This is a genomic window from Saccharicrinis sp. GN24d3 (assembly GCF_052400645.1).
Lineage (GTDB): Bacteria > Bacteroidota > Bacteroidia > Bacteroidales > Marinilabiliaceae > Saccharicrinis.
On the sequence record NZ_JBQTGI010000027.1, the window covers coordinates 1 to 22,637 of the forward strand.

At 39.5% G+C, this 22,637-nt stretch carries 14 protein-coding genes; 11 read left to right on the plus strand and 3 right to left on the minus strand.

From position 1 onward, the window contains the following. Positions 1 to 1,058: 1,058 nt before the first annotated feature. The 4 genes from ACT29I_RS22145 to ACT29I_RS22160 all read left to right on the plus strand — a co-directional run bounded on the left by ACT29I_RS22145 (position 1,059) and on the right by ACT29I_RS22160 (position 5,309). Complete coding sequence (locus tag ACT29I_RS22145) at positions 1,059 to 1,790, plus strand: polyprenol monophosphomannose synthase (RefSeq protein WP_444794443.1); 732 nt, start codon at positions 1,059 to 1,061, stop codon at positions 1,788 to 1,790. Between the two features lie 28 nt (positions 1,791 to 1,818). Continuing rightward, positions 1,819 to 3,162, plus strand: a complete 1,344-nt coding sequence (locus ACT29I_RS22150; RefSeq protein WP_430935972.1) for a dihydroorotase — start codon at positions 1,819 to 1,821, stop codon at positions 3,160 to 3,162. Positions 3,163 to 3,504: 342 nt separating this feature from the next. Further along, positions 3,505 to 3,999: a hypothetical protein gene (locus tag ACT29I_RS22155; protein WP_430935970.1), complete on the plus strand. Its 495-nt coding sequence runs from the start codon at positions 3,505 to 3,507 to the stop codon at positions 3,997 to 3,999. Positions 4,000 to 4,220: 221 nt separating this feature from the next. After that, on the plus strand, positions 4,221 to 5,309 hold the full coding sequence (locus ACT29I_RS22160) for an alkene reductase (protein WP_444794444.1): 1,089 nt from the start codon (positions 4,221 to 4,223) through the stop codon (positions 5,307 to 5,309). A 63-nt stretch (positions 5,310 to 5,372) separates the two neighbouring features. Here the strand turns inward: ACT29I_RS22160 and ACT29I_RS22165 are convergent, their stop codons facing one another. Beyond that, entirely contained in the window at positions 5,373 to 6,647 is a 1,275-nt protein-coding gene (locus ACT29I_RS22165) for an aspartate kinase (protein ID WP_444794445.1), read from the minus strand. A gap of 146 nt (positions 6,648 to 6,793) precedes the next feature. Here ACT29I_RS22165 and fbp point away from each other — a divergent pair, with 146 nt between their 5' ends. From fbp to ACT29I_RS22180, 3 genes are all read left to right on the plus strand, one after another. Then, positions 6,794 to 7,807 carry a class 1 fructose-bisphosphatase gene (fbp, locus tag ACT29I_RS22170; RefSeq protein ID WP_430935964.1) on the plus strand — a complete coding sequence of 338 codons (1,014 nt, stop codon included), beginning with the start codon at positions 6,794 to 6,796 and terminating at the stop codon, positions 7,805 to 7,807. 425 nt (positions 7,808 to 8,232) lie between these two features. Continuing rightward, complete coding sequence (locus ACT29I_RS22175) at positions 8,233 to 9,345, plus strand: sensor histidine kinase (RefSeq protein WP_430935962.1); 1,113 nt, start codon at positions 8,233 to 8,235, stop codon at positions 9,343 to 9,345. After that, complete coding sequence (locus ACT29I_RS22180; RefSeq protein ID WP_444794446.1) at positions 9,323 to 10,306, plus strand: CAP domain-containing protein; 984 nt, start codon at positions 9,323 to 9,325, stop codon at positions 10,304 to 10,306. Before ACT29I_RS22175 ends, ACT29I_RS22180 begins: the two co-directional genes overlap by 23 nt. Here the strand turns inward: ACT29I_RS22180 and ACT29I_RS22185 are convergent. Further along, complete coding sequence (locus tag ACT29I_RS22185) at positions 10,303 to 14,577, minus strand: T9SS type A sorting domain-containing protein (RefSeq protein WP_444794447.1); 4,275 nt, start codon at positions 14,575 to 14,577, stop codon at positions 10,303 to 10,305. The two genes, ACT29I_RS22180 and ACT29I_RS22185, sit on opposite strands and share 4 nt — an antisense overlap. Before the next feature lie 171 nt (positions 14,578 to 14,748). Here ACT29I_RS22185 and ACT29I_RS22190 point away from each other — a divergent pair, with 171 nt between their 5' ends. After that, the gene (locus tag ACT29I_RS22190; RefSeq protein ID WP_444794448.1) at positions 14,749 to 15,525 is read left to right on the plus strand and encodes a response regulator transcription factor; all 777 of its coding nucleotides are present in this window, start codon (positions 14,749 to 14,751) and stop codon (positions 15,523 to 15,525) included. 484 nt (positions 15,526 to 16,009) lie between these two features. Then, complete coding sequence (gene mfd, locus ACT29I_RS22195) at positions 16,010 to 19,363, plus strand: transcription-repair coupling factor (RefSeq protein ID WP_444794449.1); 3,354 nt, start codon at positions 16,010 to 16,012, stop codon at positions 19,361 to 19,363. Here mfd and ACT29I_RS22200 read toward each other — a convergent pair. Continuing rightward, positions 19,360 to 20,433 carry a response regulator gene (locus ACT29I_RS22200; protein WP_430935952.1) on the minus strand — a complete coding sequence of 358 codons (1,074 nt, stop codon included), beginning with the start codon at positions 20,431 to 20,433 and terminating at the stop codon, positions 19,360 to 19,362. The two genes, mfd and ACT29I_RS22200, sit on opposite strands and share 4 nt — an antisense overlap. Positions 20,434 to 20,577: 144 nt before the next feature. On the opposite strand from ACT29I_RS22200, the gene ACT29I_RS22205 reads away from it, so the two are divergent. Then, positions 20,578 to 21,321: a type III pantothenate kinase gene (locus ACT29I_RS22205; RefSeq protein WP_430935950.1), complete on the plus strand. Its 744-nt coding sequence runs from the start codon at positions 20,578 to 20,580 to the stop codon at positions 21,319 to 21,321. Then, positions 21,305 to 22,627, plus strand: a complete 1,323-nt coding sequence (locus tag ACT29I_RS22210; protein WP_444794450.1) for an OmpP1/FadL family transporter — start codon at positions 21,305 to 21,307, stop codon at positions 22,625 to 22,627. Before ACT29I_RS22205 ends, ACT29I_RS22210 begins: the two co-directional genes overlap by 17 nt. Positions 22,628 to 22,637: the final 10 nt, after the last annotated feature.

Sequence of the window (22,637 nt, forward strand, 5' to 3'; positions counted from 1 at the left end):
TAAAGGGCGACCCGCAAGGGAAGGCTTGAAAAACGGGCCCGTTAACCCATCCGTGTTTTTCAAAGCGGCTGCAAAGATAATCACTTTTCACTTTAACTTCCAAACTAATTTTTCATTTTTTTAGAAAAATTTGATCTACAATTTCCTACGTCCATTCAATGCAATAATAACATCTACTCCCAGCTTCTCGTGATCAAAATATCAAAATGAATAGTGCCTTTCTTTAAAAGCGGCTGCAAAGGTAACCTACTTTTATTTTTATTTCAAAACAATCTACCCACTTTTTTTCAACTTATTTCAAACCCACGATCTATAACCCTTAACTTCAAACTATTAGCGTTAATATTTTCTTAATCTATCATCACAAAATATTACATAGTTACCTGTTCGACTTTAAAATTTACAGAAAATGGTGCGAATATAATTAGGCTATCAATTAAACTCTGGTTATGGGGATTCCTGATAATTTTTTCGACTTATACAAGTAATCGCTTATTTTCTAAAAAAAGCGGTCTGAGTTATCAAGTTATTTGCAACACAACCCACATGGTTAATTTACAGGATATAAAATCAAAAGGCACAACACCTGGAATTATGCCATCCCAATTTATTTTAACGATAGCAGCAGATACTTTACAGACTAGGCATACGTATCAACCAAAGGTAGCAATACCTCACTCCCAGCCTTTATCTCCAATAACTCAAGCCAAGGCCTATGCGCATTAATCCTACCGCATTTCTGCTAAACAGGTTAAACCCGCAATATGCATTAGAAATTCTATTACACATTGAAATTACTTTAAAACAAGGCACTTCGTTGCATCACTTCAACTCACCAGAACGATGTTATGCCTCGTTTCAGTAATGCCTTGTTTTATTGTACTTGCAATGCTCATGACGAACATCCAATACATAATCCGGCTTAAAACAATAACCTGTTTGCATAAGATGGCAAAACCACAACATGAATGACAACAACCATTTTTTTGTTTAAATGGTACTATAAGTATATATGTTGTTATTATATTCGTAGCTTAATTTTGAAAAGATATACAGCCGTGAGCGACAGTTTAGTGATCATACCCACATACAACGAGAAGGATAACATTGAAGCCATTATTGAGGTGGTTTTTGCTTTACCCAAGGAATTCCATATTTTAATAATAGAAGACAACTCACCTGATGGTACCGCAGAAATTGTAAAAAGATTAATGACGGAGAAGTACCCGGGAAAACTTCATATATTGGAAAGAAAAGGAAAACTAGGATTGGGAACAGCTTATTTGACCGGATTCAAGTGGGGCATTGACAAAAAATACGATTATATATTTGAAATGGATGCAGATTTTTCGCACCCTCCTGAAAAATTATTAGCTTTATATGACGCATGTAAAAATGGGGCTGACCTAGCAATCGGATCCAGATACAAATCAGGCGTCAATGTTGTGAACTGGCCAATGGGTCGTGTTTTAATGTCGTACTTTGCATCGGTATATGTAAGGTTTATCACCGGCATGAAGATTATGGATACCACTGCAGGTTTTAAATGTTACAAGAGAGCTACGCTAGAAACTCTTCCTTTAGACAAGATTAAACTGAAGGGGTATGCTTTTCAGATTGAAATGAAATTTACAACCTGGAAATATGGTTTCAACATTTCGGAGGTTCCAATTGTTTTTACTGAGAGACAGAAAGGGACATCAAAAATGAGTGGGGGAATTTTTACCGAGGCAGTTTGGGGTGTGATTAAAATGAAAATAGCGAGCTGGTTTAAAAAATACGAACGCTAATAATTTATTCAACATATATACGTAGGCTATGGGCTTAACTTTAATTAAAGATATAAAAATAATAAACGAAGGCGAATCGTTTATTGGCAGTGTATTAATTGCTGAGGATATAATTGAGCGTATTTATAAGCATGGCGAAAAATTGCCTGTAGCTGACCAGTTAATCCATGGCGAAGGCAAACTCCTGTTACCCGGTGCCATTGACGATCAGGTCCATTTTCGCGAACCGGGTCTCACCCATAAAGCTGAAATATTTACTGAAGCCAGGGCTGCGGTTGCAGGAGGTATCACCTCTTATATGGAAATGCCAAACACAAAACCGCAAGCAACCACACAAGAGATATTGGAGGATAAATATAAACTAGCATCAGAAAAATCGATTGCCAATTATTCCTTCTATTTAGGTGCCACCAATGATAATTTGGATGAACTGCTAAAAACGGATCCTGAAAGGGTATGTGGAATAAAAGTTTTTATGGGTTCTTCAACAGGCAATATGTTAGTTGATAATGAGGATACTTTAGCCGGAATATTTTCGCAGGCGCCTACCTTAATAGCTACCCACTGCGAAGACGAAGATACCATCCAGGCTAACCTAAAAGCCTACAAAGAAAAATATGGTGAAGAGGTTCCTTTTGAAATGCATCACCTCATCCGCTCGGAAGAAGCTTGCTATAAGTCGTCATTAAAAGCCTCCACCTTGGCGCGTAAGCATGGAGCCCGATTGCATATATTGCACTTGACCACAGCTAAAGAGCTGGAGCTCCTGGATAAAGATATGCCACTGGAGGAGAAAAAGATAACCGGAGAGGCTTGTGTTCATCATTTGTGGTTTACCAATGAGGACTACGCAAAATATGGTGCCTACATTAAATGGAATCCCGCCATAAAAACGAAAAACGATAGGGATGGCTTACGCCAGGCGTTGAAAAACGGAAACCTCGATGTGGTTGCCACAGACCATGCCCCTCACACCAAAGAAGAAAAGCAAGGCACTTATTTTAAAGCACCATCAGGCGGTCCGTTGGTCCAGCATGCTATGGTGGCCATGCTGGAGATGGTCAACCAGGGTGTATTCACCTACGGGCAGGTGGTGGATAAAATGTGTCATGCTCCTGCTAAATTATTCCGTGTGAAAGAACGTGGATTTATCAGGGAAGGTTATAAAGCCGACCTGGTTATTGTTGAACCGGAATCGACATGGATGGTTGCGCCCGAAAACATTTACTCGAAATGCGGCTGGAGTCCGTTTGAAGGACAGAAATTTGCCCATTATGTCAGTCATACCTTTGTGAACGGTCACCTGGCTTATCACAACGGTATTTTTAATGATGACAAAAAGGGTGAAAGACTTGAATTCATTAGACGATAGGCAGTTACAACGAAATACATCCCGCCACTTTACGGTGTTCATATTCTGCGGTATGGCAACTGTCAGCTTTAATTAGTGCATCTGTCATTTATCAATTGCACTTACGGCTTAATTGACATTTACAATAAACTGTCGTAATTGTCAGTTTGAAGTTCACATTGGTAATTCCCAAAAATTTCAAAACAATATTTTTAATAATTTTTCAGGGAACCTAGCCTGACCTCTTCTTAAATTATTCTATTACGAAAATTCATGAATTAATCAGGCTGAAAAACATCCCAAATCGAAACTCAGTATTTTTCGGGATAATCAGTCAGTATTTTTTACGTTAGAAACAAAAAAATGATGAAAACAATATTTAATTACCTTGTTTTTTTTACCATTTCATTTCTAGGCCTGATAGGTTGCGGTGATAGTAACAAGGTCCACCATTCCTCTGGTGAAAATTTGGAGATTTGGGCAGACACCATCATTTACGAAGTCCTAATCTCCAATCCTGATACTCTGAATAAATGGGAAACTGCTAAGCTAAAAAACGTAAGACATCGTAAATTGGTTGACGACCTGTTTGAAATGATTTATACTGGTAAAAAAAAGGCATACGATTATTATACCCATCAAGCATTGAGCATTGATGAGATCAAAGACCTAGAAGCCGACGATCGTTTCAGCCGGGAAAAAGTTGGGAAACTGCAGTTTACCGAGACTTGGATCTACAATAAAAGTATTCAGAAATTAAACAAGAATACTCACGCTATATTGTTGGCTTATGAATTGTATGACGACTCTGACAACTTACGGGGTTATAAAGCCGCATTTTTCGTTAAAGATTTCTAACCTCAGAGTTCTGTGACCCGCATGATACCAGAACATTATAATATGCATCCGTACGACTGCCACACAATAGGATTCGCACCGCACAATGGGGCATGCTATGATTTACAGCTTCTGTAAATAAACTTTTTGAATGCACGCTTGTTTTGAAATTGTTGTTCCTGATTACAGGAAGTATTCAATTACGCTTAAGTTAAGACAGTGTTTCACCAAAATATAACATCATGCAATTATTTAACGAGTTTAACCTTGGTTCAATTACTTTGAAGAATAGAATCGTAATGGCCCCCATGACAAGAAGCAGAGCTATCGACAACATTCCCAACACCTTGATGGCTACTTATTACGAACAAAGATCGGCCGCGGGATTAATAATTACCGAAGGAACAACGCCATCTCCAAATGGACTGGGTTATCCCCGAATTCCAGGCATTTTTAATCAGGAACAGATTGACGGCTGGAAACTTGTTACCCAAGCGGTGCATAACAAAGGTGGCAAAATATTTATTCAATTAATGCATACCGGCAGGGTTTCGCATCCCGATAACATGCCTGACGGCTCAAAAATATTGGCCCCTTCAGCAGTTGGGATCAGCGGCGAAATGTATACAGATAAGAGTGGCCCTCAAGCGTATCCTATCCCGCAAGAAATGACAGGTACCGAAATTAAAGAAACCATAGATGAATATGTAACCGCTTCAAAAAACGCCATGGAGGCAGGGTTCGACGGTGTGGAGCTGCATGGCGCAAACGGTTATTTAATAGATCAATTCATAAACCCTTGCTCAAACAAACGGAATGACGCCTATGGTGGATCCATTGAAAAAAGAAACCGATTTGCAATTGAGATAGCACAAAAAGTTTCGGAAACCATAGGTAGCGACAAGACCGGGATACGTCTTTCGCCATACGGAGCATTTAACGATATGGAAGTGTTTGATGGCCTAGAAGAATCCTATGAACATTTAACCAGGGAGCTAGGTAAACGCCAATTGGCATACATTCACATTGTGGACCATTCGGCAATGGGTGCTCCTGAAGTACCTGCATCCGTAAAAGCAAAAATTAAAGAAGCTTTTGGGAGGACTATTATTGCAAGCGGAGGATATACAAAAGAAACTGCTGAGGCTGCCATTGAAGAAAACAATGGGGATTTGGTAGCCTTTGGACGTCCGTTTTTATCCAACCCCGATTTAATATATAGAATGAAGAACGGAATCGCCTTGACCGATCCCGATTTTGACACCTTCTATACTCCGGGGGAAAAAGGATATATCGATTATAAGACAAGCCAGGAATTGGAGAACGTATAACCCAAAATGAGCAAAGGGAGTACCAATACGGTGACTCATCATATTGTGCTCCCCGGCTTTTGTTTACTTAAATTCCCACTCACTCTCTTTTAAAACATACCTGGCCGTTTTACGACTTAACTGAGAATCCACTAGTTCTTTCCCTTGTGTCATCTCATGAATGGCTGCCGCGGTGTAGTTTCTTATAGTAACCAATTCCACATGCTCATTATATCTAACCACGAATTTTTTTTGCAAAGCCTCGATTAATTTTTTCACGTCGCGAACATTATTCACACATACTGAAAAATTAAGCGCGGAATTCTGCATCAGGTTAATCTTAATCTTATAATGACCAAAAATGGCAAATATCTCACTTAAGTTATCCTCTAGAATAAAGGAGAAATCTTTTGGTGAGATGGTGATAAAAAGTTGTTGCCGTTTTAAAATGTACACAGGAACATCAACCTCTTTTGATTCCACGGATTGAATTACGGTTCCTTCTTGTTGTTCATCCAAAAATGATTTTACAAAGAGAGGGATATTTTTATTTTGAAGTGGCTTTAATGTTTTAGGATGAATGACCTGTGCTCCATAGTATGCCAACTCGATAGCTTCAGGGTATGAAATTTCTTTGAGTTGCTGTGCGAAAGGATACCAACGTGGATCTGCGTTTAAAACTCCGGGAACGTCTTTCCAGATAGATAAACTTTCGGCATCTAAAATATGAGCCAGGACAGCACCCGTATAATCAGACCCTTCACGCCCAAGGGTTGTGGTAATATTATTAATGGAAGAACCAATAAACCCTTGTGTTATATATAGCTGATGCTTTTCGAAATTCATATTTTTATGCACAAACTGCGAGCTCAACCCCCAATTGACATCGGCATCACGATAGTTCTCGTCCGTTTTAATCATTTTGCGTACATCTAACCATTGGTTCTCTATTCCAATAGTATTTGCATATGCGCTAACAATCTGTGTGGAGATAAGTTCTCCAAAGGGAACTATTTGGTCGTATTCAAAATCATAATCCAATCCAGGGTTCCGCTGTACCCTTTCCCATAATTTTTTTATTTGTTGGTCAAACTTCAACACAAAAGGATGACCATCATCAAACAAATTTTGTACTATCTGGTTATGATAGTCAAAAATAGCCTCATAGGCATTTTTTATTTGAGTTTGGTTTTGTTGAATAAAGGCTTCCACCAATACTTCCATGGCATTTGTAGTTTTTCCCATAGCCGAAATAACCACTACCAAAGGATTGGAATTGTTTTTAATGATGTTACATACATTTTTAATACCCGAAGCATCTTTTACCGACGCTCCTCCAAACTTATACACTTGAATCATAACATTAATTTTATCGCCAAATCAAACCTAATTAATACGACATTTTAAAATTAATCAAAGCACAGCATTACCACGTGACTTTTATCATCGCACGATGAATTAAACTGAACGTGATTTGTTGGCCATTTAAATCTAAAAAAAATTCTATGAATCAATTCGATGTAATTACCCTTAACGAGTTTATCCTTGAAAGCCAATCACAATTCCCCCAAGCAGAGGGGGATCTATCTCACCTTTTACACCATGTTGGTACGGCAGCCAAAATTGTGAACCGGGAAGTTAATAAAGCAGGGCTCGTGGACATTTTAGGTGAAATGGGAACTTCCAACGTACAGGGAGAAGACCAGAAAAAGCTGGATGTATTCGCCAATGACCATTTTATCAACTCGCTTCACTCCTGTGGGGAAGTTTGCGCGATCGCTTCTGAGGAAAACGAGAGTTTTATCCTTTTTGATGATGATATGGCCAGAAACGGAAAATATGTTTTTTTAATGGATCCACTGGACGGATCTTCTAATATTGATGTTAACGTGTCCATCGGAACCATCTTTTCCATTTACAAACGCAAAACCAAACAAGGTGAAAAGGCCACTATGGAAGATTTTTTGCAACCCGGAACAGAACAGGTGGCTGCAGGTTATATTCTCTATGGTTCTTCTACCATGCTGGTTTATACCACAGGACAAGGAATTAACGGCTTCACCCTGGACCCTTCCATAGGAGAATTTTGCCTGTCGCATAAAACGATTAAAAATCCGGTAGACGGTTATATTTATTCCATTAACGAAGGTAACTACTTAAAATTCCCTGCCGGCGTAAAGCAGTACATCAAATATTGTCAGGAGAAAGATGTTGATACACAACGTCCGTATTCGTCGCGATATATCGGTTCTTTGGTATCGGATGTTCATCGCAATTTATTAAAGGGCGGAATATTTATGTACCCTATCACCGAAAGTGCCCCCAAAGGCAAACTGCGATTATTATATGAATGCAACCCAATAGCCTTTATCATTGAGCAGGCAGGCGGAAAGGCAACCGATGGTCATAAACGGACGATGGAGATTAAACCAACATCGCTGCACCAACGAACCCCATTTTACTGTGGATCAACCAACATGGTAAATAAGGTGGAAGAATTTATCCGCGTATTTGGTTAAATTTCAAAAGGAATAACCTTTTCGATACTATTACGTAACAAAGCCAAAAACTGTTCTGGCACAAATGCGTACCAGGACAGTAAGGCAGTTATATATATCGCTGCATGTATATCATCTAATCCATATTAAAACTACAGCATTGTTAATCATCATTACTTGGGCTAGATAGAGATAATTATATGGCTTGGAACAGGGAGAGAAAGGAAAGCAAGCAGGACTATACGCTTTGGCTTTTCAATAGCAACAAACAATATATACGCAACTTACTATTGTTATACATGAGTTTTTATCCATTATTTGCGGTAATGGATTATTATGGATCGTCACATTCGTTTTATTCTTCGATTTCGCCACGACTTTTATCTGGTTTGCCATTCCTAGTTGTAGCGTACATAAGTACCTTTGTAAATAAGTACAAAATTTACATGAGAATTATAAATGCAACTGCTTTGCTTGGCATGAATCTTAGCATATTATTTATGTATGCTTCGTTAAACCCTGCCGATACAAGCTTTGACACCTACTATTCCGGTCTGATTATTACCATCGCCACACTGGGGCTGTCCATGAGCAGCATCACTTTGATAAATATTTACATCGGCATTTCAGCGTTTAGCTTTATTCTAATATCGTACCTGGTGCACAAACTGCATGTTTACGATATGTTTTTGTTTGTAACATCAAGTGCATATGTGGTAGTGGCCTCTGGTTTGTTTATGGTGGCGGGCGTTGTAATAGAACGTTTTTCCTTAAAACTATACCGGGCTCAGAAAAATATTTCGCAAGAAAAAGAGGAAATCATCGTACAGAAAGATAACCTGGAAAATTTGAATCAAACCAAAGATCGTTTTTTCAATATCATTTCACATGATCTACGAAGTCCGTTTACATCATTAATTGGTTATTTCGATATATTGTTGCGAAACGACAAAACGGAATTCAAGGTTAAAAAATCCGATATCGAAAAAATATACCTTCACACCAGACGAACCTATAATCTGCTAAACAACTTACTCAATTGGAGCAAGGCACAGTTAAACCAGTATGCATTTAAACCCAAACAATACGATCTAAACGAAATATTTTCGGAAAACAGATCGTTATATAGGGAAATAGCCAAGCAGAAAGAAATCAACATAACGCATTCGTTCCCTGACGATGCAAAGCTATTTTGTGATAAAGATATGATCGTTACCATTGTACGCAACCTTATATTTAACGCGATTAAGTATACCAAAGCGGGCGGTGATATTTTTTTAACAGGGAAACAGGTATCCGACAACGAAATGGAAATTGCCGTTATTGATAGCGGCATTGGTATTTCGAAGAAGGATATTGAATTAATTTTAAGCCCTAACACCCACATTACCCGAAAAGGAACACACAACGAAGAAGGTGCCGGAATTGGGTTGATTATTTGCAATGACATTCTTAAAATGCATGATTCGAGAATTCAGATTGAAAGTCGAAAAAATGTGGGAAGTAAATTTTACTTTGTATTACCAATACTCGCAGATGCCGAAGAAAATATTAAATAATATAATCACTATTGTAATTGCCGGAGTCCTACTCATCATCGGTCTCCATGGCAACGCGCAACAAGTAAAAACCTATACTATACCGGAGCATGAGGTAAAAAAATACCATCAACTTAACGATCAAGAAATAAGGCTGGGCGAATATAAGGATGATAAAAGTGTCCTGCTTATAAAACTGAACCAGCTTGCACATATTAATGCATCTCGAAAAAAGTATCGCAAACCGCCAGTCCAATTGGATATTTTGGCTTCCAGAGTCGCTAACAAAATAGCCAAAGAAGCGGCACTGGGAAATTTCATGGGGCATTTCAACACACGTGGCGAAAAACCCTATCATCGTTACGCTTTTGCAGGAGGAACAGCACATGTATCCGAGAATGCCTCTGCCCTGTCCTCCTCGGAGCATTTGGCATCGGCACCCAAAGATATCGCTGCTTATATGCAGCAGGCGCATAACGCTTTTATGGCTGAACGGGCACCAAATGACGGTCACAAGCAAAATTGCATCGACCCAAACCATAATTCCGTGGGGCTCGGTTTTCACTTACACAAAGGGCAATTTAGATATTACGAGGAATTCCTGGACCTTTATATGACCACGGGTGATTTCAAAACTACGGTTACGGCGAATGAAAAATTTAAAATTCCTGTTAAACCTATTAAAGGCAAGTATGTACATATGATATTGGCATATTACGAAAAGTTCCCAAACCCCATGAGCGCTTCAGCTATCAACCGACAGATGAAATACGACGACTATACAAATGACCTGGCTTATAAAATACTGCCCTGGGAATTACCCAAACCAAATGCCAGGGGATTTACCGAACTGGCATTTGATTTCAAGAAAAAAGGACTATACTACATCCAGATTTATTTGGATGACAAACCTTATACTTCCGGATCGGCTTCCACAAAAAATAAAATTCAGGCTTCGGGAATAGTGATAACCGTTAACTAACGCTTAATTAACTTATATTCCCCTTTTTCCATGTTGTTTTGCCATTGCAACAAATATAATCCGGGCCGTAATCCTTTTAAATCAATATTTATAACATCGTTCTCATTTGTGTTAAATAAATTTTGCTTCAACACCAACCTTCCGGAAATATCGTACACCCGGTAAAAAAACTTATTAAACGCCTCATTCAAACCCACAAAAAGCGTTTCATCTGCCGGATTGGGATAGAATCGAATACCTGATGTCTGCCCATTCAGAACATTTGTTGTTTCATCGTGAAAATACGTAGATACATCAGGAACTAAAGGTTCATGTTCCACGTTCAATGCAGAATCAACTGCAATGGTCATAAATTCGTAATGTTTACCCGGCGTACCGCTAAAAACAATTGAAGTATCAGAAATAAACGAGGTCACATAATACCATTCACCACCTACTTCCCGGTACATTACACGATAGTTCTTAATGCCTGAACCGACATCTGAACCTGTCCACTTTAACAATATTTCATCGCCGTAAACAGTTTCAGGTAAAGGCTGCATATGACTTTCCGGACTGTCATTATCTGCTTTCAACATCCATTCGTTGGTTATAATAGGATCATTATAATCAAAAAATATTCCTGCTTTATTTTTTATTTCCGTCCCGGATGGAAGATCGTCTAAAACCCTAACATCATAAAAAACAGAACCTCTCCCGCTAACCCCATCCTCATTTGGGGGAAGAAATCCTTCTAATGGACCGATTACGGGAAGTCCAGTTGTAACATCCAATGTGGTGAAGGTCCAAACCAATTCGCCGATATTATAATCCAGGCTCACGTCAATTTTGACCAAATATGGCAACCGCGGCCTTAAATCAACAATGCTGTTGTATTCACTGCCTACGCCATTTATAGTATATACATTATCGGCAATGGTAAAGCCGTGTAATTTGAGAGTGCTTAAATCAAATATATCAGAATCCAAGGTATCTCTTATTAAAACTAATTTGGCTGGTGCAGTGGCCTCTTCCTCATTTTCGAAACGAACCATATATGAAAAGTTTTTTTGCGTATTTAGCCAGCTCTGAGAACCTTGCCCAATCGGACCGCTTTTGTCGTTGGGATCGCACGAAGCAACAATTTGACCTAACGAGTCTTCCTTCTCCTCCATTTCTGTACAACTTTGAATCAGGTCGAAATCACCTTTAACAGTAAGCAGATCGCCAACGACTCTTGATGCAAAGCCGTACGTTCCTCCCGACAAAACGTCACCTGCACAATCAAGGCCAGTACCCACCAATGCGGATAAATAATTAATATTATAAGAAAAGCTGGCAAAATCCGGATCCCATGCATAATCGACATAAGGGGACACAAATGCATCGATAACACCAGTAGCACACGCCGCATACGGTATGTAACCAATTATCTTCGTAAAAATGGCATCGTTGCAATCGCCCACCCAATACTTCAGTGGAGAACCGTACATGGGCCGTTGTGTCCAAGCCCGACAATAGAAATCTCCTATTTCGGTACCTTCTACTTCCATGGCGACCACAAAACTTGATCCAGCCGGTAACTTTGGAACAATAAATGAATATGCTTTTGCATTGTAAGGCTTATCGATTAATGAATCTATCATCACATATTCGGGAATGCTGTCGTAATATAAGTGATCTTCTTCTAAATATTGAATCACATCAAAACCTATATCCTTCACCGTAATATTAGGCGACAGCGTAATCCACATTGGGACGCCAAGCGCGTCCACATCTCCACTATTTCCATAGCTGATATAGAAAAACTCCCTGGCTCCTTTGGTAAACAAGGATGGGGCAACAATATCGGCCCAAGGTTTGGCACCCACGCCTTCGGTTATGGTAAAGGCTCCTCCCAATAGGATGGTAGATCCATCCGGAATCATAACGGCTATATCCCTTGGTCCTGCCGGTTGCCCCCGCAAATCGAAGGTAGCCATAAGCCTGACGCCATCATGGTTAAATGTAGATCCGTCCACGGCCACCAGGTCATCCATACCATCCCCTCTTAACATGATCTCGGTACCAGGTTTAAAACCCGAACCGAATATTTCCAGGGTCACATCACCTATATTCCCTCCCTTACTTGGTGTGTATCGCTCCACATCTCCAAAATCTGGTTGGTCAGGAAAAGTTAAAGTGGCTATGTGTGGATGGTGCTTTTCGCGCAGCATACTGAACGTACCTCCTACATATAAAGTGTTATCGGCCGCTTCCATGGTCAATATTTTCTGCAGGTTCCCAAAACCATAATCCGCGATATTTACCAGCACCTGGCCGGATTGTGCCCCAATAAATGCTATGTGGCTCACACTGGTTGCTCCAACCTGGTTAAGGCTTTCTCCGGTTATCATCAACCCGTTTTGAAAAGGTTCCATAAAATCTATCGACATAGCATCCACATTGGCGTTCCAGGGCAAGAGATTGCCCGTAACCGGATCAACAGCGCCCATACGATTCCTATTCTCACCATTAATGGTTTCGAAAGTACCGGCCAGGAAAACCTGGTTGCCCATGGGCAAAATGGAATGTACATAGATAAAATCTTCAAATGACTGGCTATCTATTTCCGGTGCCCATGCATTGAGTTCTCCATAAAAATCGGTAAAAGCCACTTTAAACCTGGAAGAATCATTGACTTGTGTAAATTTACCCGAGAAATAAATCCCCGTGTTTTCTTCCGACACCTTGAGATGCCGCACTTCATCATCTGCCGTAATTGAAAATGGCAACAAGGTGCCTGACTGGTCAACAGCCGCCATCCTGCTTCGGTTTTCACCATTGACCGTAGTAAAAGCTCCTCCAACATATAAATTGCCAGTCTGGTTATCCTGGTCGATGCAATTAACGCTGTTGTTGAAAACAAAATTAAAGTACAACTGCTCCTCACCCAGGGTATCATCAAATGCTTTTATATTTTTCATGGAATTCGAATCCCATCCTGCCAAATAAATAACATCATTAATTTCATCTGCCTTTATATGGTTTACTGTCAGAAAATTTCCAATAGGAGCCCATTCCAATAGGCTACCATTAGATATCTTCATGGCATAAGCATTGTCTCTTTCGTGACTTTGAAGCAACAAAAACTCGCCACCTAACATGAGTTGTGTTCCCATTCCCGCAATAACATGCGTCGACCAATCCGGCCTCAAATTAAAATCCTGGTCGATATTGCCTAAATCATCAAACTTAGCAACGTGAGCAATGTTGTGGTTGCCGATATTCAAAAAATCTCCTCCCGCCAATAAGTCTCCGTTATGTTCGTACAACTCAAACACCTCGGCATTGGGTTCGGGTGCAAAATCGAGCAGGTTTCCTTGTGTACTGACTGCTGCCATATTTCTGCGACTAACACCGTCCACACTATTAAAATTACCACCAATATATATAACGGTATCAATTTTAGCCAGTGCATTTACCCGAAGGCTAAAACCAAAACCTTTTATATTCGGGCTCCACGGTTTAATTGTATTGTTAGTTAAATCAACCGCCATCACCCCTCCCGAAAAAGCACCTCCCACATACAGGTCATTGCCATCCACAAGTAAATCATTGGCCCGCCCCGAGGGCAGGTCCGGGAAAGACTCCACGGTACCATTGAACCTATTTATTTTTGCAATACCCGTAACATTTTCACCAGAAACCTGTGTAAAATAACCGGCTATCAATATCTTGTCACCTACGCCCACTTCACCACTTGTACTTATTTTATTTATTTGACCATTCGGTTGCGGGTTAAAAGACTCCAGATTATTGCTTGATGTGTTTATCGCGGCCAGGTAAGTCCGTGCATTTCCGTCAACTTCGGTAAACAGTCCTCCCATATACAAGATACCGTTCTGATAAAGAAGCGTATTTATTTTGTTGTTTATCTGAGGATCGAAATCCGGATCGATTTCCATGGTAGAAGTAACGTGCACAATGTTAGTTCGGGGAACAACACCCACCTGATCAAAATCTCCACCCAAATACCAACCACCCTGTCCATCCGGTTCTATGGCAAACACCTCCCCGTGGACGTATGGAAGTTGAAGGTTCGGGACAGTATCCTTATTTTCCAGCAAGGCTGCACCTCCTGTGGGATATCCAACCCTGTTAAAACTCCCGCCCACATACAAAACATCTCCCTTTTGCTCCATTGCAAAAACATGCCCACTGGGCGCCAGCCCTCTTTCCGCCAATGTTTGCGATAAAATTTGAAATCCTGCCATCAAAAAAATCATCACAATAGTAATATTCCTTCCCATAATGTAATTGATTTAAGTTTATGTCCCATGTAACGATGCAACCATTTATAGGTATTACGTGTTATATCATGGACGAGACCCAATTTATGGCAATTAGCTTGCGAACTCAATACTACAATTGAGGTATTTTTGTACTTAATTTAACTTTCTTCAAAAATCAACTTGGAAATCATGACATCAAATTCTACTGATCTCATGGCCTGTAAAAAGGTATTTGGCAAACAGAATTATCAGATTTTAGATGACAACTATAAATCTAAACTGATGAATCATCCTCTTATCAATGGAATTTTCACTACCGGCAAATCATTTGTGATAATTGCCAATACCCACGAATGGAGTATCGAGTTGGTAACAGGTGACACCATGAGTTTGACAGGTTATAATAATGAAGAGCTTTTGTCCATGGGTGGAAAATTCACGCTTGATTATCCTATTAAAGAGCATATACCCACCAACATGGCAACGGTAAAATCAGCCATGGAATATATTGTGTTATGCCCGGTCCAACAAAGGGAGATGGTGTTTGTCATTTATTACTATAAAGCTCAAAAATCAAATGGAGATATCGTCACCGTTCAACATCAAAGTATCCCGTTAATATTTGACGAACAAAAAATACCCTATATATTTTGTAACATTTGTACTGACATCAGCTATCTGGATGCAACTAACATACCTCATGGCTTGATACTAAATAAATCAACGGGAGAAACATTTAATGTTAATCACAATAACCTTCAACTTGAAAAAACAGAAGATGTATTTAGCTCCAGGGAAAAAGAAATAATCAGGTTACTTACGACCGGATATACAAGTAAAAAAATTGCTGATTTCCTCCACATTAGTTACAATACGGTAAGAACACATCGTAAAAACATACTCAATAAGGCCGGGGTTTCCAACACCGCATCACTCTTAAAATATGTAATGATAAACGGCTTATGATTTTTTCGCCCACATCGGTCAAATCCTGTAACACAAAATTGTTTTTTCTGCATCAAGTTCCTGACAAGTCGTTTCGAATATATTTTGGAAGGCTTTCAAATTTGAGGTTAACCCGTATAAACTTTCATATCCTGGATATTATATGAATGATAAGATTAAGATTTAATTAAGTAATTCAGACAAACCCCATCATCGATTCTTATTTATTACTAACAGGATATGGGCTCCGGGTCGAACCCATATTATTCAGTGAAGTATCAGCACTTCTATACGGCACCGCGGCCATAGCCGATGAGCGAACGATAGTTCCAACTAACGGGTTGGACTGACAATATCCATCTGTTTATGATAAAAAAAGGAATACTGCAATCCTTACAATCACAAGCCATTATTTAATAACCTATCCACATCAATTTTGTATAAGTTATAACTTAATGGCTAACCTTTTTGTTAATTAATTACTTTTGCAAAAAAATTTTGCAGCGTGAATCAGTCCAACATTCTTAAAGAGTACCAGAACAACCCTATTATAAATCAAGTAAAAACTGCCATCGCCGAAACTACCCAGCATATCTTTATCGCAGGCACAACAGGCTCTTTTAAAAGTATTTTAATGGCTGCTAGCCTAGATAAAGACTCCCATTTAGTTATATTGAATGACAAAGAAGAAGCTGCTTATTTTTATAATGACCTGGTTCAGTTGATAGGCGAAGAAAACGTTTATTTTTTACCCTCAACCTACAAACGATCTCCCGAGTACGGCAACTTAGAATCGTCGAATATTATATTGCGCACCGAAGCCTTGAACTTTCTGGCCAACACAAATAAAACGGGTATCGTTGTTAGCTATCCATTGGCATTGTTCGAGAAGGTTCCAACCATTACTCAATTAAAAGATTCTACATTAAATATTAAAAATGGCGAGCAACTGGATATATCCTTTGTAACGGAAGTTTTGAACGAATACCTGTTTCAGCGAGTAGATTTTGTATACGAACCTGGTCAGTTCTCGGTGCGGGGAAGCATTATCGATATTTATTCGTTTGCCAATGAAGATCCTTACCGCATTGATTTTTTTGGTGATGAAGTTGATTCTATTCGCACGTTCGATCTGGAAAACCAGCTTTCCAAAACCAAGCTCGACGAAATAGCCATCATACCGAACTTAAGTTCTGTTAATGATAAAGACAATATTTCCTTGCTTGATTTCGTGAATCGGGAAACCAAGATTTGGGCGTATGATATTGACTTTATCGCAAAAAAAATAAAAGATGTACACGTTAAAATTGTGCATCGCCACAGCCAGAAATCAAAAGACGCAAGTGTTCCTTCGCCTGATAAGTTTGTTAATGGCGAAACAATCCACAAACAACTGTGCAATAGACAAAGCATTGAATTCGGCAAAAAAAGTACATTTAAAGATGCGCAGGAAATAAAATTTAAAACAACGCCGCAACCTGTATTCAACAAAAACTTTGACTTGCTGGAAGAAGATTTAATCCGCAAACAAGAAAGTGGTTACAAAACTTTTATATTAGCAGACAACCCGAAACAACACGAGCGATTAGCTGCCATTTTTGAGGACAAGGGTAGCGAAGTAAACTATATCGCACAAGACAAAACGCTGCATGAAGGCTTTATTGATCACGACCTGCAGCTTTGTTTTTATACCGATCACCAGATTTTTGAACGATACCACAAGTTCAGCCTTAGAACCGACAAAGCCAGAATAGCCAAGCAAGCCATCTCACTCAAGGAAATCAGCCGCTTAAATCCGGGGGATTACGTGGTACATGTCGATCATGGGATTGGTCGATTTGGGGGGCTTGTAACATCTGAGGTCAACGGCAAAAAGCAAGAAGCCATCCGTTTGGTATTTAAGGATAACGATGTGTTGTTGGTCAGTATCCATTCGCTGCATCGAATTAGCAAATACAAGAGCAAAGAAGGCGAACCACCACGTATCAATAAACTGGGAACTGCTGCCTGGCAGAAAATCAAGGACAAAACCAAGAAAAAAGTCAAAGACATTGCACGCGAACTGATTGCGTTGTATGCCAAGCGTAAACAGGAACCCGGCTTTGCTTTTACCCCTGATAGTTATTTACAGACAGAGTTGGAAGCTTCGTTTATATATGAGGACACTCCTGACCAGGAAAAGTCGACCCGACTGGTGAAGGAAGCCATGGAAAAAGACACCCCCATGGATATGCTGGTTTGTGGAGATGTTGGTTTTGGAAAAACCGAAATAGCCATACGTGCGGCTTTTAAGGCAGTGGCCGACAACAAACAAGTAGCGGTGTTGGTACCCACCACAATTTTGGCCATGCAGCATTTTAAAACCTTTACCGACAGGCTCAAAGATTTCCCTTGCAACATAGACTACATCAGCCGCTTGCGTAAAACCAAGGATATTAAAAATGCCCTGAACAAGTTAAAAACCGGGGAATTAAACATCCTTATCGGAACACATCGATTAATAGGTAAAGATGTGGAATTTAAAGACATGGGATTGCTAATTATTGATGAAGAACAACGTTTTGGGGTTAGCATCAAGGAGAAACTGAAAAAAATAAAGATTAATGTGGACACGCTTACTCTTACCGCAACCCCTATACCGCGCACTTTACAATTTTCGTTAATGGGAGCGCGCGATTTATCCATCTTAAATACCCCGCCACCCAACCGCCACCCCATCCTTACCGAGCTTCACACCATTAACGACGAAATAATTAAAGAAGCCATTTCATATGAGTTAGACAGGAATGGTCAGGTGTTCTTTATTAATAACCGGGTACAGAACATTCATGAGGTTGAGGCGATGGTCAACAGAATTCTGCCAACCGTAAAAACCGTTGTGGCGCATGGACAAATGGAAGGGCAGCGGTTAGAAAAAATAATGCTCGATTTTATCAATGGCGATTACGATGTACTTATAGCCACTACCATCATTGAATCGGGTTTAGACATACCGAATGCCAATACCATTATAATCAATAATGCCAATCAATTCGGATTAAGTGAACTTCATCAGTTACGCGGAAGGGTTGGCCGGTCCAACAAAAAAGCTTTTTGTTACCTCATGGCACCCCCCTTGACATCTGTTACACAAGAGGCCAGAAGACGACTGAAAATTATCGAGGAGTTTTCTGATTTGGGAAGTGGATTCAATATTTCTATGCAAGATTTGGATATTCGAGGCGCGGGAAACTTGTTGGGTGGCGAACAAAGTGGCTTTATTGCCGACATAGGTTTTGAGACGTATCATCGCATATTGAACGAAGCCATTCTGGAACTTAAGGAAACCGAGTTCAAAGAGCTGTATCAGGAAGAAATTAATGGGGCTACCGACAAAAACATCCATTTTGTTTCGGATTGCACCATTGAAACTGATGCGAAATTATTGCTGCCCGATGACTACGTACAAAATATTGCGGAGAGAATGCAGCTATATCGCAAGCTCGACGGATTAAAGAACGAAGATGAATTGGAGGCCTTTAAATCGGAACTGATGGATAGGTTTGGTGCTATCCCAACCACCACCCTGGAACTTATTCAGGTGGTACAAATCCGTTGGAATGCCATTGACCTCGGTATCGAAAAAATCATCTATAAAAACAGCAAACTGATTGTCTATTTTGTATCCAATCAAGAATCACCATATTACCAGTCACCGGTGTTTACAGGCATCTTAGCATATCTTCAAAGACAATCCAAAAACATTAAAATGCGTGAAAAGGGTAAAAAATTAAGTATGGTATTTCCATCGGTAGACAATATTTCATCGGTCAAGAAGGTTTTCGACGATATTTACAGTTCTATTTTTCACGAACATTAATCGCAATTTTCGAAAAGAATTATCTCATCTAATTCTCCGTTTACGGAACATACCACATAAAGGTCGAACACAGAAGAACTACCATTTGTAAAAATAACTTCCACGGATTGACCTTTGTGGGTTTTGCAATCCATCTTTTTCAGTTCATCCAGCCACCCGGTATCGGAGTTTACAATCGATTTAAACTTTCTTCCTTCGATCTTATCGTACCCTAGCTGTTCCTGCGTATATACATTGCTCCTGACGATCTCAAAGCTATCGTTTAACACAAACGACATGTTCTTTCTTTCGAAAATAACTTTTTCGTAAACCTTATTTTTCCTCTCGCTAAACTTACGAACCGAAACATCCCTGAAAATTAACTGAACCGACTGATGATTGTTAAATTTCACCTTTGACCCTGCAATTTCTGCCCAGTAATAATCCCCATGCACGGTTTTCATCTTGGCTAAAAACGGATCTATCCTTTTATCCTGTGAAATAGAAGAATCAATTATTTCACAAAATTCTTCATAACTCTTATCTGCCACAAAGTTTTTAATGGGCAAACCCATTACATCTTCTATATAATGCGTTCTGAAAACATCTAATCCTAACCTGTTTAAATAAGCTATTTTACCGTCCCTTACCACCACAATAGGCATGGGCGAATCGGAGATAAACTCCCTGTAACCTTTTTCTCTTTCTTTTTGTTCAATGTCCACCTTATGTTTAAAAAACGCCAGGTCAATACTTATCCCCAGTTCTTTTTTGTTGATGGGCTTTACCAGGTAACCATATGAGTTTGATACTATGGCACGCTCTATCACGGGTGAAGAAGTATCGCTTGATATATAAATAATCGGCACCTCTAATTCGCGTTTCAGCATTTCGGCAGTCTGAATGCCATCTAATTCACCGTCTAAATGAATATCCATCAGAACAACATCCGGCTTAAGCACCTTGCATTTGTCAATCGCCTCCTTGCCCGAACTTGTTCGCCCCACCAACTCATGTCCCAAATCACGTAAAAACATGGTGAAAATTGCTGTTATAAAACGGTCATCTTCAACAATAAATACTTTTCTCATAATGTATGTGCCCATTTATTTGGTTTCATTACAAAGCTTTTTTTAGTATTTTTACCTCCATAAATTTCAGCCAGGCTTGCTTTGAAGCAAACTATGTAATTACCCAATTATTCGTCGTGTTTACAATAATAAATAATACAATCCGTGAATTTAGTCATAGATCAGGGAAATACATTTACAAAAATTGGTGTTTTTGACAAGGGTAACTTGATTCATTCCGATTCCGTAAAAAAAATTGATAAAAGTGTTCTGGAAATTGTCCAGTCTAATTATTCTATTAACAAAACGATCATATCATCTGTTCAAACCGATTACTCTAACGCAGAAGAACTTAAGCTGGAGTTGGGCATAAACAGCCATATTGATTTACATATTTTAAGCGAAACCAGCCTATTACCTATCAAAAGCATCTACAAAACGCCCCGGTCTTTAGGTAAGGATAGGATAGCCGCATTGGTAGGAGCATTTAATTTATTCAAAGGACATCCCAAATTAATTATAGACGCCGGTACCGCCATTACCATTGATTTTTTAGATGCTGACAATACCTTTACCGGAGGAAATATATCCCCGGGAATTCAAACCCGATTTAATGCACTTCACCAAAACACCAAGCAACTGCCTTTGTTAAAACTGAACCCGGAATCACCTTTTATGGGCTTATCCAGCGAAGAAGCCATCTGGTCTGGTGTTCAAAATGGCGTAATTTTTGAGGTTGACAGCTATATTGAGCACTTTAACAGATTGAATATCAATGCAAAATCTATTTTAACCGGAGGGGACGCATATTTTTTTGCCAAAAATCTAAAAAATCCCATCTTTGTAAATCCTAATTTGGTACAAACCGGTTTAAATACAATTTTAGAATATAATGCTAAAAACAAATAAATTAGCACTTTTGGTGCTAACATTTTTATCTATTCATCCACTCGTTCATTTATCCGCTCAACAGAGAACCTTCTCTGCACTTTCGCGTTTCGGTTTGGGAGAATCACAAACCATAGGATATTCCTCTAGCAGCGCGATGGGAAGAACGGGTATTGGAGTGCGATCTTCATACGGCATCAACAATTTTAACCCGGCTTCTTTATCTGCCCTTGACTCCTTATCCTTTTATTTTGATGGAGGTATGTCTTATTTCTGGCAGTCTCAGGAAACGCAAGACGGTAACATTGAAAATAGCGATATGGTATTTGATTATATTGCGCTTGCATTCTCTGTTTCACCTCGTGTGACTTCTTCCGTTGGATTTAAACCAATATCTGGCACAGGGTATAAATTTTTAACAACCGATGAGCAAATAAATTCCCAATCGCAACTTAACGGAAGTGGTAATTTAACCCAAGCCTATTTCAGCCTGGCCGTTAAACCCATTGAAAACTTATCCGTGGGTGCCAGCTTTGGTTATCTTTTCGGAAATCTTAGAAATATTTCCAAAGCGGAGTTTTTGGGTTCTACCCTGGCTTTAAATCATGGAATATACAATGAAGTAAGAATTTCCAGCATAGTATATGACTTTGGGGCCCAATACACACACCTGCTGGACGATGCCAGGTCATTAACGCTGGGGGTCACATTCCGTCCTAAAATAGGCCTTAAAGGAGATGCAACCTCGTATATTGCCCGCGGATCTATATTTGGCGACGACAATAACCTTTTTTATCCGGGTTCGACCGTGGACACACTGCGTCATCATAACAAAAGCCTTGATAACAACGAAATCGAATATGCCGGCTCGTACGGTTTTGGTTTTTCCTATAATATTAAAAACAAACTTACTGTTGCTGCCGATTATTCTGCAGAACTTTGGTCGGATGCCAAGCACTTCGATAAAACTTTCAGTTACAAAAACACAACCAAATACTCGGTAGGCGCTGAGTATATACCTAACGACAGATCGGCAAAAAGTTACTTGGCCAGAGTACGGTACAGAGCAGGCGCTTATGCTCGCGACGAAAACATCGGCTCCTATCGTGATGTTAACAACAACGTTATTAACAGCGACCTGAAAAATTATGGCATAACTTTTGGATTGGGTTTACCATTGAAAAGATCCAAAACATCGATTAACCTAGCGGTAGAATTTGGCAAAAGAGATGCAAACGGAAGCAACAATTACAAACAATCATACGGAAAAATTACAGCTAATTTTAGTATACATGAACTGTGGTTTTACAAAAGACAATTTGATTAACAAATATTTT